Here is a 13,424-nt window from a genome sequence, read left to right on the forward strand (position 1 = left end):
CGGCACAGCACCCGCCCGCATCGAAGGGCCGGACCGGCGGAGCGGCCCGGCCCTTCGGGGCTTTCCGGGTCAGGCGATCTCGACCAGGAGGTCGCCGCCCTCCACCTGCTGGATGCGGTTGATGGCGAGCCGGGAGATCCGGCCGGCCTTCGGGGCGGTGATGGTGGCCTCCATCTTCATGGCCTCGATGGTGGCGACCGTGGCGCCCGCCTCGACCTCCGTGCCCTCGGTCACCGCGAGGGTGACGACTCCGGCGAACGGGGCCGCGACATGGCCGGGGTTGGTGCGGTCGGCCTTCTCGGTGGCCGGGATGTCGGAGGCCGCCGCCCGGTCGCGGATCTGGATCGGCCGCAGTTGGCCGTTGAGCGAGGACATCACCGTGCGCATGCCCCGCTCGTCGGCCTCACCGACGGCCTGGAGCTCGATGAGCAGCCGGACGCCGGGCTCCAGGTCGACCGAGTACTCCTTGCCCGGGCGCAGGCCGTAGAAGAAGTCCTTGCTGTCCAGGACGCTGGTGTCGCCGTAGGTCTGACGATGCGTCTCGAACTCGCGGGTCGGGGCCGGGAACAGCAGCCGGTTGAGGGTCGTACGGGGCTCCTTGGCCAGGCCCTCGCGGTCCTCGGTGGACAGCTCCGGCGTCGGCTTGGCGGCGGCGCGGCCTTGGAGGGCCTTGGTACGGAACGGCTCGGGCCAGCCGCCGGGCGGGGTGCCCAGCTCGCCGCGCAGGAAGCCGATGACCGAGTCGGGGATGTCGAACCGGTCGGGCGTCGACTCGAAGTCCTCCGGGCTCACCCCGGCGCCGACCAGGTGCAGGGCGAGGTCGCCGACCACCTTGGAGGACGGGGTGACCTTGACCAGACGGCCGAGGATCCGGTCGGCGGCCTCGTACATCGCCTCGATGTCCTCGAAGCGGTCGCCGAGGCCGAGCGCGACGGCCTGGGTGCGCAGGTTGGAGAGCTGGCCGCCGGGGATCTCGTGGTGGTAGACGCGGCCGGTCGGGGAGGCGAGGCCCGCCTCGAAGGGGGCGTAGACCTTGCGGACGCTCTCCCAGTACGGCTCCAGGTCCTCGATCGCCCGCAGGTCGAGCCCGGTGGGACGGTCCGAGTAGTCGGTCGCGGCGACGATCGCCGACAGGGACGGCTGCGAGGTCGTACCGGCCATGGAGGCGACCGCGCCGTCCACCGCGTCCGCGCCCGCCTGGATCGCGGCGAGGTAGGTGGCCAGCTGGCCGCCCGCGGTGTCGTGGGTGTGCAGGTGGACGGGGAGGTCGAACTCACGGCGCAGGGCCGAGACCAGCTTGGCGGCGGCGGGGGCGCGCAGCAGGCCCGCCATGTCCTTGACGGCCAGGATGTGGGCGCCCGCGTCGACGATCTGCTCGGCGAGCCGCAGGTAGTAGTCGAGGGTGTAGAGCCGCTCGTCCGGGTTGGACAGGTCGGCGGTGTAGCAGAGGGCGACCTCGGCGATCGCGGTGCCCGTCTCGCGTACGGCGTCGATGGCGGGGCGCATCTGGCCCACGTCGTTGAGGGCGTCGAAGATGCGGAAGATGTCGATGCCGGTGGCGGCGGCCTCCTGGACGAAGGAGTCGGTCACCTCGGTCGGGTACGGGGTGTAGCCGACGGTGTTGCGGCCGCGCAGCAGCATCTGGAGGCAGATGTTGGGGACGGCCTCGCGCAGGGCGGCGAGCCGCTCCCAGGGGTCCTCGGCGAGGAAGCGGAGCGCCACGTCGTAGGTGGCGCCGCCCCAGCACTCCAGGGAGAGCAGTTCGGGCAGGGTGCGGGCGACGACCGGGGCGACGGCGAGCAGGTCCTTGGTGCGGACGCGGGTGGCGAGCAGGGACTGGTGGGCGTCGCGGAAGGTGGTGTCGGTGATGCCGATGGTGGGCGACTCGCGCAGGTGGCGGGCGAAGCCCTCCGGGCCGAGTTCGACCAGGCGCTGGCGCGAGCCGGCCGGGGGCTCGCCGGCGGGCCGCGCGGGCAGCTTGGTGGTGGACTCGATGAGGTGGGGGCGCTCGCCGTGCGGCTTGTTGACGGTGACGTCGGCCAGGTAGGTGAGCAGCTTGGTGCCGCGGTCGGCGGAGGTGCGGGCGGTGAGCAGGTGCGGGCGCTGCTCGATGAAGGAGGTGGTGATCCGGCCCGCCTGGAAGTCCGGGTCGTCCAGGACGGCCTGGAGGAAGGGGATGTTGGTGGCGACACCGCGGATGCGGAACTCCGCGACGGCGCGCCGGGCGCGGCCGATGGCGGCCTTGAAGTCCCGGCCCCGGCAGGTGAGCTTGACCAGCATCGAGTCGAAGTGGGCGCTGATCTCCGTACCCGCGTGGGTGGTTCCGCCGTCGAGGCGGATGCCGGAGCCGCCCGGGGAGCGGTAGGCGCTGATCCGGCCGGTGTCGGGGCGGAAGCCGTTGGCGGGGTCCTCGGTGGTGATACGGCACTGGAGGGCCGCGCCGTGCAGCTTCACCGTCTCCTGGGAGAGCCCGAGGTCGGCGAGGGTCTCGCCGGAGGCGATGCGCATCTGGGCCTGGACCAGGTCGACGTCGGTGACCTCCTCGGTGACCGTGTGCTCGACCTGGATGCGCGGGTTCATCTCGATGAAGACGTGGTTGCCGTCGCGGTCGAGGAGGAACTCCACGGTGCCGGCGTTGCGGTAGCCGATCTCGCGGGCGAAGCGGACGGCGTCGGCGCAGATGCGGTCGCGCAGTCCGGGGTCGAGGTTGGGCGCGGGTGCCAGCTCGATGACCTTCTGGTGGCGGCGCTGCAGCGAGCAGTCGCGCTCGAAGAGGTGGATGACGTTGCCCTCGCCGTCGGCGAGGATCTGCACCTCGATGTGGCGGGGGTCGATGACGGCCTTCTCCAGGAAGACGGTCGGGTCGCCGAACGCGGAGGCCGCCTCGCGGGAGGCCTGTTCGATGGACTCGCGCAGCGTGGCGGGGTCCTCGACCCGGCGCATACCGCGGCCGCCGCCGCCGGCGACGGCCTTCACGAACACCGGGAAGCCGATCTCCTCGGCGGCGCGCACCAGTTCGTCGATGTCGTTGGAGGGCGCGGAGGAACCGAGGACCGGTACACCGGCGGCGCGGGCGGCGGCGACCGCGCGAGCCTTGTTGCCGGTCAGCTCCAGTGTGTGGGCGCTCGGGCCGACGAACGTGATGCCCGCTTCCTCGCAGGCGCGGGCGAGTTCCGGGTTCTCGGAGAGGAAGCCGTAGCCCGGGTAGACGGCGTCGGCCCCGGCCCGGCGGGCGGCGCCCACGATCTCCTCGACGGAGAGGTAGGCGCGCACCGGGTGCCCGGGTTCCCCGATCTCGTAGGCCTCGTCGGCCTTCAGACGGTGCAGCGAGTTGCGGTCCTCGTGGGGGAAGACGGCGACCGTGCGCGCACCCAGCTCATAGCCAGCGCGGAACGCGCGGATGGCGATCTCTCCACGGTTGGCGACCAGCACCTTGCGGAACATCCCTGGATCCCTTCAGCCTGCCGGCGACGGACACCATGGTGTCAGCCGCGCCCGTCCTTGGGGGTGTCCGGCGGATCATGTCGGCGACGCGGGGTCCGGCACGCCCTCCCCCGGAGGGGGTACCCCCAGCCGCGTTGTCGTCACTCGCCGACGCCCCCGGCCTTCGGCCACAGGGCACCGCGTCCTCCCACCGGCCTGATCCGCCGGACACCCCCTAGCTCGCCGCAACACTAGGGGTTGCCCGAACAGGCTGAAGTGCGAAAACCATCACATTGACGTCGTTGAGCAGTTCGGCGGGTCGGACGCGTGACATATGGGGTTTCCGGGAAGCCGGAGGGGTTGGGGGTCTCAGGGGAGCCGGAAGGACGGCACCGGGTGGCGCGGCGGGCCGGGCCGGTACACCGGCGGGTCGGACCAGGGCGGTGTCGGCGGTGTGCCGAGGCGTTCCACCAGCCGGGCGGGGAGCGGCAGTCGGTGGCCGTGCATCAGGCCCAGAACGATCGCCGCGGCCACGGCGATCAGGTGCTCACGGCCGGCGAGGTTCGGTACGGCGATGGACTCCCACACCATCGAGCCGCCGGTCAGGGTGAAGACGACGGGCGCGCGCCGGACCACCGCCAGATAGGTGAACAGGCCCACCACCGCGGCCGACGGTCCGGTGTCGAGGACCCGGCCGACCTCCGGGGGCAGGCCGAAGCCCCACCAGCCGGGGCCCAGCGCGACCATCAGCCGGGCGGTCATGGTGCCCGCGAGGGTGGTGACATAGGCGATGGCGAGGGTGCGGGCGCGGCCGAGGCCGAGTTCCGCGAGCGCGAAGGCCAGGAAGAGCTGGGTGATGCCGGCCCAGACCGGCAGGTCGAGCGCCGGGACGTACAGCGACACCGGGGTTCGCAGCAGGGAGAGCCACAGGGGCAGGTCGGCGGTGACACCGCCGAGGTGCCACACCATCCTTCTGCCGAAGGGGTGCTGGGCGATCCCGTGGAAGAAGATGACGCCGAACGCGGCCACGAACGCGAGCACGATCCCGGACAGGCCACGGCGTACGAGCTGGCGTACCGGCTCCATCACGATGTTCTGCCACTCGTCGCGCAGCGTGCGCCGCACGAACCGGACCGCTCGCGCGGCCACCGTCCCCCAGCTTCCGTTGCCCCTCATGAAAGGCATCGCCCCCTCGACACCGCCCCCCGGCTCGGACCTGCGCCTCCGAAGAGGCTCTCCGCGTGCATGCCGTTCCACGCGCATCGTATAGACGTTTGGATCATTTGCGACGATGCGGGAGCTACTACTGGTCGAATTCCGGGGTCGGGTTTATCACCCGTCCACGAGTGAACCCTCAAGGTCGTCGGCGCGTCCCCCTCACCGATGTCCCGGTAAAGGAGCGGTCATGCAGAAGCCGTCCCGCCGCGTCGTACTGACCGCGGCCGCCGGTACCGCGCTGGGCACCCGGGCGGTGCCGCGGGCGGCGAGCCGGTTCCAGGTGCTGGAGCGCGAACACCGGGCCCGACTCGGTGTGTTCGCATGGGACACCGGCTCCGGGGCCCGAATCCGGTACCGTTGCGGGGAGCTCTTCCCGATGTGCTCGGTGTTCAAGACGCTCGCGGTGGCCGCCGTCCTGCGCGACCTCGACGAGGATGTGCTCGCCGAGGTCGTCCACTACGACGCGCGTGATGTGGAGCGGGCGGGCGGGGCACCCGTCACCGGGAAGCCCGGGAATCTCGCCTCGGGAATGACCGTCGCAAAGTTGTGCGCGGCGGCGGTCGAGTACAGCGACAACACCGCGGCGAACCTGTTGCTGGAGCAACTGGGCGGGCCGGTGGCGGTGACGCGGCTGTGCCGTTCCCTCGGGGACGAAGTGACGCGCCTGGACCGGTGGGAGCCGGAGCTGAACTCGGCGGAGCCCGGGCGGGTCACGGACACCACCACTCCCCTGGCCGTCGGCGTGAGTTACGCGCGACTGGTCGTCGGCGACGCCCTGGACGGCGCGGACCGGCGGCGGCTCACGGGCTGGCTGCGCGCCAACACCACCGGAGGGGAACGGATCCGGGCGGGGCTCCCCGGGGACTGGGCGGTCGGCGACAAGACCGGAACAGGCGGCTACGGCACCGCCAACGACGTGGCGATCGCCTGGCCTCCGGGCCGCGATCCCGTCGTCCTCGCCGTGTTCTCCACGCACACCGACGCCACCGCACAGGCCGACTCACCGCTGGTGAGGAAGGCCGCGGCGGTGGTGGCGGACGTGTTCAAGCACGGCAAAGCATGGGATCGTTCACAGGCGGAACACAGCAAGTCACTTTCCTTAAGCCGGTTCAATGCAATGGGGCCGGAACCGTTCTGTTCCGATCACGGACTCTCGTATAGTGACGCCCAGTTCAGCACCGAGCGTCACATCTCCTTTACCGGATCCACATCCCTACCGCTCCAAGGACCAGACCGGACCGATGACCGCGCCCACGCATCCCGGCGATCGACCTTCCCTCCGTACGCTCGCTCCGACCATCGCGCTGACCGCTGTGGTGTCGGCCCTCGCGGTCGTCGCCGCGGTGACCGCCGCGCCGGACTCGGTCCGTACGCCCCTCGCTCTGGGGGGCAGTGCGGCCGCGCTCCTGTTGTGCGCGGCGGTGACCTGGGCCGTGCACTCCGCACGGGCCGCCCGGGGCGCCCGGCGCCGCCTGGAGGCGGTGAGCCAGGACATCGGACGACTGCTCCAGCAGCAGGCCCGCACCACCGAGGAGGCCCGCCAGGAGCAGCAGCGGCTCATCGACGAACTGGCCCAGCAGCGCAGCGAGTTCGCCGACTCCTTCGAGCAGGAGCGGGCCCGGATCCACGAGGACAGCGGCCAGGAGCTGGACTGGTACCGGCAGGAGAACACCCGGCTCGCCGCCGGGCTGGAGCGGGCCAACCGGGAGCGGGCCTCCGCGATCGCCGCCGCGAGCAACGCGGCCGGCCGGATGCAGGCCCTGGCCACCGCCACCCTCGCCGACCTGCGGGCCATGGAGGAGCGGCACACCGGCGAGGACGTCCTCGCCGACCTGCTGCACCTGGACCACCGCACGGCGCAGGCGGGCCGGCTCGCCGACTCCATCGCCGTGCTGACCGGGGCGCGTTCCGGCCGCCGCTGGGCGCGTCCGATCAGCATGGAGTCCATCCTGCGCGGTGCGATGGGACGCATCAGCGGCTACCGCCGGGTGCGGGTGCACTCGGTGAGCGACGCGGCCGTCGCCGGACACGCGGCCGAGGGTGTCATGCACGCGCTCGCCGAACTCCTCGACAACGCGGCCAACTTCTCGCCCCCGACGGCCGAGGTCCATGTGTACGTGGAGGAGGTGCCGTCCGGGGTCATCGTGTCCGTGGAGGACAGCGGACTGGTGATGGGCGATGTGCAGCTGCGCCGCGCCGAGCAGGCGGTCGCGGGTGACACCTCCGAACTGGGCGGTCTCACCGGCACCCGGCTCGGACTCGCGGTGGTCGGCCGGCTGGCCGGCAAGCACGGTCTGAAGGTGTCGTTCCGGCCGTCGGCCCGCGGCGGCACCGGAGTGCTGATGCTGGTCCCGCAGGACCTGCTGGCCCGCCCGGTCGCCGAAGAGCCCGCCCTCCCGAACGAGGCACCGTCGCCCGAGCCGGTGCCGGCCCAGGCCGACCCCGTGCACGAGTCCGCCGAGCCGGACGACGCCGCCACCGAGGACGAGGACGCGGACGGCCCCACGGGACTGCCCAAGCGGCGCCGCGGCCGGACCCTCGCCGAGGCCGAGCGCAGGGCGGCGCACCAGCCGGCCGAGCCGCGCCCGGCGCCGGCCGCCGAGGACGCCCGGGTGCGCGCCGCCCGCTTCAACAGCTTCCGGCAGGCGGTCCGCTCGGCCGGGCCCGACTCCGACGCCGGTTCCGAGGCTCCCGAGACCTCCGGCGCGGCCGACGAGACTGCCCGCCACGCTCCCGCCCCCACGCACGACCCGGTCCCCGCGCCCCACCCGGAGTCCGACCCCAAGGCCACCTCCCACCAGCACGCGTACCCGGAAGGCGACACCACTTCATGACCGGCAGGACCACCGCCGACGACAAGCTGACCTGGCTCATCGAAGGCCTTCTGGAGCGCACCCCCGGCGCGCGGCACGCCCTGGTGCTCTCCCGTGACGGGCTGAAGCTCTGTCGTACGCCCGAGCTCTCCGTCGACCAGGCGGACCAGCTCGCGGCGATCGCCGCCGGCATCCAGTCGCTGTCGCACGGGGCGTCCGTCGAGTTCGGCGACGGCAGCGGCGGCGTGCGGTCGGCGATGACCGAGTTCTACGGCGGCGTGCTGTTCATCGTGGAGGCCGGCGAGGGTGCCCATCTGGCCGTGGTGACCAGTGAGGACGCGGACCCCGGGCTGGTCGGGCACAACATGAGCGAACTGGTCGAGCAGCTCGGCGAACACCTCACCGCGCAGCCCCGGACGTCATGAGCCGGCCCGGAAGGGACGACGCTCCCGACCGCCTGTACACCATCACCGGCGGCCGCAGCGGCGCCGGCCCGGACAACCCCTTCGACCTGGTCACACTGGTCGTCGCCGAGTCCGAGCCGGCCACCGGCATGCAGTCGGAGCACGCGGCGATCCTGCGCCTCGCCGAGTTCCCGGTCTCCGTGGTCGAGGTCGCCGCGGAGCTGAGGCTGCCGGTGAGCATCACCAAGATCCTGCTGGGCGACCTGCTGGTGGCCGGCCGCGTCAGCGCCCGCCATCCCCACCGGCCGGCCATCACCGACCCCGACATCCTGGAGCAGGTGCTCGTTGGACTCCGCAACCTCTGACGCGCGCACCCCGTTGGGTGCGACCGCCGACAACGGTTTCAAGATCGTGGTCGTGGGCGGTTTCGGCGTCGGCAAGACCACCCTGGTCCGTTCCGTCAGCGAGATACGTCCCCTCAACACCGAGGAGACCATGACCCAGGCCGGCGAGGAGATCGACGACATCCGGGAGGTGCGCGGCAAGTCCGCGACCACCGTCGCCTTCGACTTCGGCCGGATCACCCTGGACGCCCGCAATGTGCTGTACCTGTTCGGGGCCCCGGGCCAGGAGCGGTTCTGGTTCCTGTGGGACCGGCTGTTCTCCGGCACCCTCGGAGCGGTCGTGCTCGTCGACACCCGGCGGATCGACGACTCCTGGTACGCCATCGACCGGCTGGAGAAGCACGGCACGCCCTTCATCGTGGCCTGCAACGACTTCGGCGGTACCGTCCACACGCCCGAGGACATCCGCCACGCGCTCGACCTGGACCCGCAGGTCCCGCTGCTGAACTGCGACGCCCGGTCCAGGGAGTCCGGCAAGCAGGTGCTGATCGCCCTGGTCCAGCACGTCAAGAACCGGTACGCCGGCCCGTCCGCACCGGCGGACCTGCCCCGACAGGAGTTCGTGTGACCCCCGAAGCCGTGCCGCTCGGCGGCCCCCGGTTCCAGACCGAACCGGCGCGTCTGTACCGCGAGATGCGGCGCGACCACGGTGCCGTCACCCCTGTCGTGCTCGACGGGGACGTGCCGGCCTGGCTGGTGGTCGGCTACCGCGAGCTGCACCAGGTGACCGGGGACCCGGTGCTGTTCAGCCGGGACTCGGACCTCTGGAACCAGTGGGACATGATCCCCGACGACTGGCCGCTGCTGCCGATGATCGGCCGCAAGCAGCCGTCGATCCTGTACACCGTCGGCGAGCGGCACCGTGAGCGCGCCGGGATGATCAGCGACGCCCTGGAGGCCATCGACCCCTTCGAACTGCGGGGCCACGCCGAGCGGTTCGCGGACGAGCTGATCGACGGGCTGTGCACCGCCGGCGAGGCCGACCTGATCGGCCAGTACGCGATGCTGCTCCCGGTGCGGGTGCTGGCGCGCCTGTACGGCTTCTCCGACGAGGACGGCCCCGGTCTGGTCACCGCCCTCAACGACATGATCGACGGGCGTGAGCGGGCGATCGCCGGGCAGACCCATCTGGCCACGTCCATGGCCCAGTTGCTGGCCGACCGGAAGGCGAACCCGGCCGACGACGTGGTGTCGCGGATGCTCCAGAACAAGAGCGGGTTCACCGACGAAGAGATGATGAACGACCTGATGGTCATGATGGCGGCCGGGCACCAGCCGACCGCCGACTGGATCGGCAACTCGCTGCGCCTGATGCTCACCGACTCCCGGTTCGCCGCCTCCCTGTTCGGCGGGCGCAACAGTGTCGCCGAGGCGATGAACGAGGTGCTGTGGGAGGACACCCCCAGCCAGAACATCGCCGGCCGCTGGGCGTCCCGCGACACCCAGCTGGGCGGTCGCCGGATCCGCGCCGGTGACCTGCTGATCCTCGGCCTGCAGGGCGCCAACTCCGATCCGCAGGTGCGCACCGACGCCTCCGCGCTGACCGGCGGCAACAACGCGCACTTCTCCTTCGGGCACGGCGAGCACCGCTGTCCGTTCCCCGCGCAGGAGGTCGCCGAGGTGGTCGCCCGGACCGGGATCGAGGTCGTCCTCGACCGGCTCCCGGACATCGACCTGTCGGTGCCCGCCGACTCCCTCACCCGTCGGCCCTCGCCGTGGCTGCGCGGCCTGACCGCGCTGCCCGTCCGGTTCACCCCCGTACCCGCCCTCTGAGCCGCTGATCCGCACCGACAGACAGGCGCAGCACCGCATGGCGCAGTTACCCGACCCTGCCCTGGGAGGCACGTCACGATGACGACCGGTACCGAACAAGCCCGGATCGCCCTCGACCCCTTCGTCACCGACCTGGAGGGCGAGAGCGCGCGACTGCGCGCCGCCGGTCCTCTCGCGGCCGTGGAACTGCCCGGTGGGGTGCCCGTCTGGGCGGTCACCCGGCACGCCGAGGCCAAGGCGCTGCTCACCGACCCGCGTCTGGTCAAGGACATCAACGTGTGGGGCGCCTGGCAGCGCGGGGAGATCGCGCCGGACTGGCCGCTGATCGGTCTCGCCAACCCCGGCCGCTCCATGCTCACCGTGGACGGCGCCGACCACCGCAGGATGCGCACCCTGGTGGCGCAGGCGCTCACCCCGCGCCGGGTGGAGGCGATGCGGGAGCGCATCGAGAAGCTCACCCAGGACCTGCTGGACGGGCTTCCCGGGGACGAGGAGAGCGTCGACCTCAAGGCGGCCTTCGCCTATCCGCTGCCCATGTACGTGGTCGCCGACCTGATGGGCATCGACGAGGCCGAACTGCCCCGTCTGAAGGTGCTGTTCGAGAAGTTCTTCTCCACCCAGACCCCGCCCGCGGAGGTCATCGCGACCCTCACCGAGCTGGCCGGGATCATGGCGAAGACGGTCGCCGCCAAGCGGGCCGAGCCCGGCGACGACCTGACCAGCGCGCTGATCCTGGCCTCCGAGGACGGCGACCGCCTCACCGACGAGGAGATCGTCTCCACCCTCCAGCTGATGGTGGCGGCCGGTCACGAGACGACGATCTCGCTGATCGTCAACGCCGTGGTCAACCTCTCCACCCACCCGGACCAGCGGGCCAAGGTGCTCGCCGGCGAGGTGGACTGGTCGGCGGTGGTCGAGGAGACCCTGCGCTGGTCCACCCCGACCTCGCACGTCCTGATCCGGTTCGCCACCGAGGACGTCCAGGTGGGCGACAAGGTGCTCCCGGCAGGGGACGCGCTGATCGTGTCGTACGCCGCGATAGGCCGTGACGAGAACGCGCACGGGCCGAGCGCCGGGGAGTTCGACATCACCCGGGAGACGCAGAACCGGCACATCTCCTTCGGGCACGGCCCGCACGTCTGCCCGGGTGCGGCGCTCTCCCGGCTGGAGGCGGGTGTGGCGCTGCCCGCGCTCTATGCCCGCTTCCCCGACCTGGACCTGGCGGTACCGGCGTCGGAGCTGCGCAACAAGCCGGTGGTCACGCAGAACGACCTCTTCGAGCTGCCGGTCCGGCTGAACCCCTGACCGGCGTTCACGGAGTACGACCTGGCTCCCGTGCCGGCCGGCCGGCCGCCGTCGACGATCAGGTACTCGTCGCGGATCGGCCGGCCGGCGAACCGGCACTCCAGGATCTCCCGGGTGTCGGCAGCGTAGCGGGCCTGCGCGGAGAGGGTGGAGCCGGAAATGTGGGGTCATCCCGTGGTGCGGCACGGTGCGCCACGGGTGGTCCGCGGGAGCGGGCTGCGGGAACCGGACGTCGCCCGCGTAGCCGGCCAGCCGCCCGCTGCGCAGGGCCCGTTCGACGGCGTCGCGGTCGGCGATCCGGGCCCGTGCGGTGTTGATGAGACAGGCGCCGCGCTTCATCGCACCGATCAGTTCGTCGCCGAACAGGCCCTCGGTCTCGGGGTGGAGGGGCGCGTCGCCGAGGGGGCCGTCGGCCGGGGTGAGCAGGACGTACCGCTCCTCGTGGAGCGGGAAGCGGCGCACCTGCCGTAGCTCGTCGTCGTCCAGGTAGGTCATGGCCGCGTCCAGTTCGAACTCGGCGAGGCCGCGCCGGATGTCGGCGGACGACAGGGATCCCATGGCCACCCGGGCGTGTGGATACCGGTCGCAGAAGGGACCGGTGAGGAGCGAGGCGACGGGGACGGCGGTGGGGACGATCCCGAGGCGCAGGGTGCCCGTCAGCCCGTCCCGCAGCACCGACAGCTCCTGCCGCAGCGCGTCCCCCTCGGCGAGGATGCGGTGCGCCCACGCCGGTACGACCTCGCCCTCGGGTGTCAGTCCCTCGTAGCGGCGGCCCCGGCGCACGATCGGCACGTCGAGTTCGTCTTCGAGTCGTCGTATCGCGGCGGACAGCGAGGGCTGCGAGACATGACAGGCGGCCGCCGCACGGGCGAAATGCCGCTCCCGGGCGAGCGCGACAAGATGTTCGAGCCGGCGCAACAGCATGCGGGCTCCCCAGGGGTTCGGGCGGCGGTCAGGGTCCTGGGGTCTACGTGTACCGGATCCGCGGCACCCGTTTGACTTCGAGTGCTCTTCAAGTCGTAGCGTCCGAAGCACAGCACTAGTCAGCAGGAAAGGCTGGGAGTCACATGGAACAGCGCAATCTGCGGGATCTGCGGGTTTCCGCCATCGGCCTCGGCTGCATGGGCATGTCCGCCTTCTACGGCACCACCGACCAGGACGAGGGCATACAGACCATCCACCGCGCGCTGGAACTCGGCATCACGTTCCTCGACACGGCGCAGCTCTACGGCCCGCTCACCAACGAGACGCTGCTCGGTGAGGCGATCCGGGGACACCGCGACGAGTACGTGATCGCGACCAAGTTCAACTACCGGATGGACCATGCCGTCCCCGGCGACATGAGCACCATCGGCCGGCAGGACGGTTCGGCCGAGCACGTCCGCAGCTCGGTCCACGGCTCGCTGGAGCGGCTCGGCACCGACTACATCGACCTGTACTACCAGCACCGGGTCGACCCGAACGTGCCGATCGAGGAGACCGTCGGTGCCATGGCCGAGCTGGTCGCCGAGGGCAAGGTGCGGCACATCGGACTGAGCGAGGCGGGCCCGGAGACGATCCGGCGGGCCCACGCGGTCCACCCGATCACTGCCGTGCAGACCGAGTACTCGCTGTGGTCCCGCGACCCGGAGGACGGCGTGCTGCCGACCTGCCGGGAGCTGGGCATCGGGTTCGTCCCGTACTCGCCGCTGGGCCGCGGCTTCCTCGCCGGCCGGTTCTCCTCCCCCGAGGAGCTCGACGCGAACGACTTCCGGCGTAACGGTCCACGTTTCACCGGCGACAACCTGGACGCCAACCTGCGGCTGGCCGCCAAGGTGAAGGAGATCGCCGCCGAGAAGGACGTCACCCCGGCGCAGCTGGCCCTCGCCTGGGTGCTGGCCCAGGGCGACGGCATCGTGCCGATCCCGGGCACCAAGCGCCGCAGCTACCTGGAGCAGAACGCGGGCGCCGTCGACGTCGAGCTGACCAAGGAGGACCTGGCCCGGATCGACGCGGAGGTGCCGAGGGCGGCCGGCGAGCGGTACGACGAGAACGGGATGCGCTCCGTGAACCTCTAGGGTTCCGCGCGCGGTGGCCGCTCGGAC

The 13,424-nt window shown here is 71.7% G+C and carries 9 protein-coding genes and 2 pseudogenes; 8 read left to right on the forward strand and 3 right to left on the reverse strand.

All coding sequences use genetic code 11. The features are described 5' to 3' along the window. Positions 1-69: 69 nt before the first annotated feature. Together ACIRR9_RS07455 and ACIRR9_RS07460 are read right to left on the reverse strand one after the other, a co-directional pair. Positions 70-3,444, reverse strand: a complete 3,375-nt coding sequence (locus ACIRR9_RS07455; RefSeq protein ID WP_403748574.1) for a pyruvate carboxylase — start codon at positions 3,442-3,444, stop codon at positions 70-72. A 348-nt stretch (positions 3,445-3,792) separates the two neighbouring features. Further along, entirely contained in the window at positions 3,793-4,599 is an 807-nt protein-coding gene (locus tag ACIRR9_RS07460; protein ID WP_403748577.1) for a hypothetical protein, read from the reverse strand. Positions 4,600-4,828: 229 nt separating this feature from the next. Here ACIRR9_RS07460 and bla point away from each other — a divergent pair. The 7 genes and pseudogenes from bla to ACIRR9_RS07495 all read left to right on the forward strand — a co-directional run. Continuing rightward, positions 4,829-5,680 (forward strand): annotated as a pseudogene (gene bla / locus ACIRR9_RS07465) (class A beta-lactamase); the annotation flags it as partial. A 202-nt stretch (positions 5,681-5,882) separates the two neighbouring features. Further along, complete coding sequence (locus tag ACIRR9_RS07470; RefSeq protein ID WP_403748580.1) at positions 5,883-7,475, forward strand: ATP-binding protein; 1,593 nt, start codon at positions 5,883-5,885, stop codon at positions 7,473-7,475. Next, positions 7,472-7,879: a roadblock/LC7 domain-containing protein gene (locus tag ACIRR9_RS07475; protein WP_123979438.1), complete on the forward strand. Its 408-nt coding sequence runs from the start codon at positions 7,472-7,474 to the stop codon at positions 7,877-7,879. Before ACIRR9_RS07470 ends, ACIRR9_RS07475 begins: the two co-directional genes overlap by 4 nt. Continuing rightward, the gene (locus ACIRR9_RS07480; protein WP_123979437.1) at positions 7,876-8,223 is read left to right on the forward strand and encodes a DUF742 domain-containing protein; all 348 of its coding nucleotides are present in this window, start codon (positions 7,876-7,878) and stop codon (positions 8,221-8,223) included. Before ACIRR9_RS07475 ends, ACIRR9_RS07480 begins: the two co-directional genes overlap by 4 nt. After that, a complete protein-coding gene (locus tag ACIRR9_RS07485; RefSeq protein WP_384562116.1) occupies positions 8,204-8,830 on the forward strand; it encodes an ATP/GTP-binding protein in 627 nt (208 codons plus the stop codon). Before ACIRR9_RS07480 ends, ACIRR9_RS07485 begins: the two co-directional genes overlap by 20 nt. After that, entirely contained in the window at positions 8,827-10,035 is a 1,209-nt protein-coding gene (locus ACIRR9_RS07490; RefSeq protein ID WP_403748582.1) for a cytochrome P450, read from the forward strand. The genes ACIRR9_RS07485 and ACIRR9_RS07490 overlap by 4 nt, the downstream gene beginning before the upstream one ends. A gap of 78 nt (positions 10,036-10,113) precedes the next feature. Next, positions 10,114-11,340, forward strand: coding sequence for a cytochrome P450 (locus ACIRR9_RS07495; protein ID WP_403748584.1), 1,227 nt, complete (start codon positions 10,114-10,116; stop codon positions 11,338-11,340). A gap of 8 nt (positions 11,341-11,348) precedes the next feature. On the opposite strand, the pseudogene ACIRR9_RS07500 reads toward ACIRR9_RS07495, so the two are convergent. Next, positions 11,349-12,264, reverse strand: a pseudogene (locus ACIRR9_RS07500) (NAD(P)-dependent oxidoreductase); the annotation flags it as partial. Positions 12,265-12,407: 143 nt separating this feature from the next. Between ACIRR9_RS07500 and ACIRR9_RS07505 the strand changes: the two are divergent. After that, positions 12,408-13,397: an aldo/keto reductase gene (locus ACIRR9_RS07505; protein WP_403748587.1), complete on the forward strand. Its 990-nt coding sequence runs from the start codon at positions 12,408-12,410 to the stop codon at positions 13,395-13,397. The last annotated feature ends 27 nt before the right edge of the window (positions 13,398-13,424 follow it).

Source organism: Streptomyces sp. NPDC101234 (genome assembly GCF_044767525.1).
GTDB classification, from domain to species: Bacteria; Actinomycetota; Actinomycetes; order Streptomycetales; family Streptomycetaceae; genus Streptomyces; species Streptomyces sasae.

What these genes read in the sequence shown, in the direction of transcription:
- ACIRR9_RS07455 (WP_403748574.1), bottom strand. Translation starts at nt 3,444, where the DNA reads ATGTTCCGCAAGGTGCTGGTCGCCAACCGTGGAGAGATCGCCATCCGC.
- ACIRR9_RS07460 (WP_403748577.1), bottom strand. Translation starts at nt 4,599, where the DNA reads ATGAGGGGCAACGGAAGCTGGGGGACGGTGGCCGCGCGAGCGGTCCGG.
- ACIRR9_RS07470 (WP_403748580.1), top strand. Translation starts at nt 5,883, where the DNA reads ATGACCGCGCCCACGCATCCCGGCGATCGACCTTCCCTCCGTACGCTC.
- ACIRR9_RS07475 (WP_123979438.1), top strand. Translation starts at nt 7,472, where the DNA reads ATGACCGGCAGGACCACCGCCGACGACAAGCTGACCTGGCTCATCGAA.
- ACIRR9_RS07480 (WP_123979437.1), top strand. Translation starts at nt 7,876, where the DNA reads ATGAGCCGGCCCGGAAGGGACGACGCTCCCGACCGCCTGTACACCATC.
- ACIRR9_RS07495 (WP_403748584.1), top strand. Translation starts at nt 10,114, where the DNA reads ATGACGACCGGTACCGAACAAGCCCGGATCGCCCTCGACCCCTTCGTC.
- ACIRR9_RS07505 (WP_403748587.1), top strand. Translation starts at nt 12,408, where the DNA reads ATGGAACAGCGCAATCTGCGGGATCTGCGGGTTTCCGCCATCGGCCTC.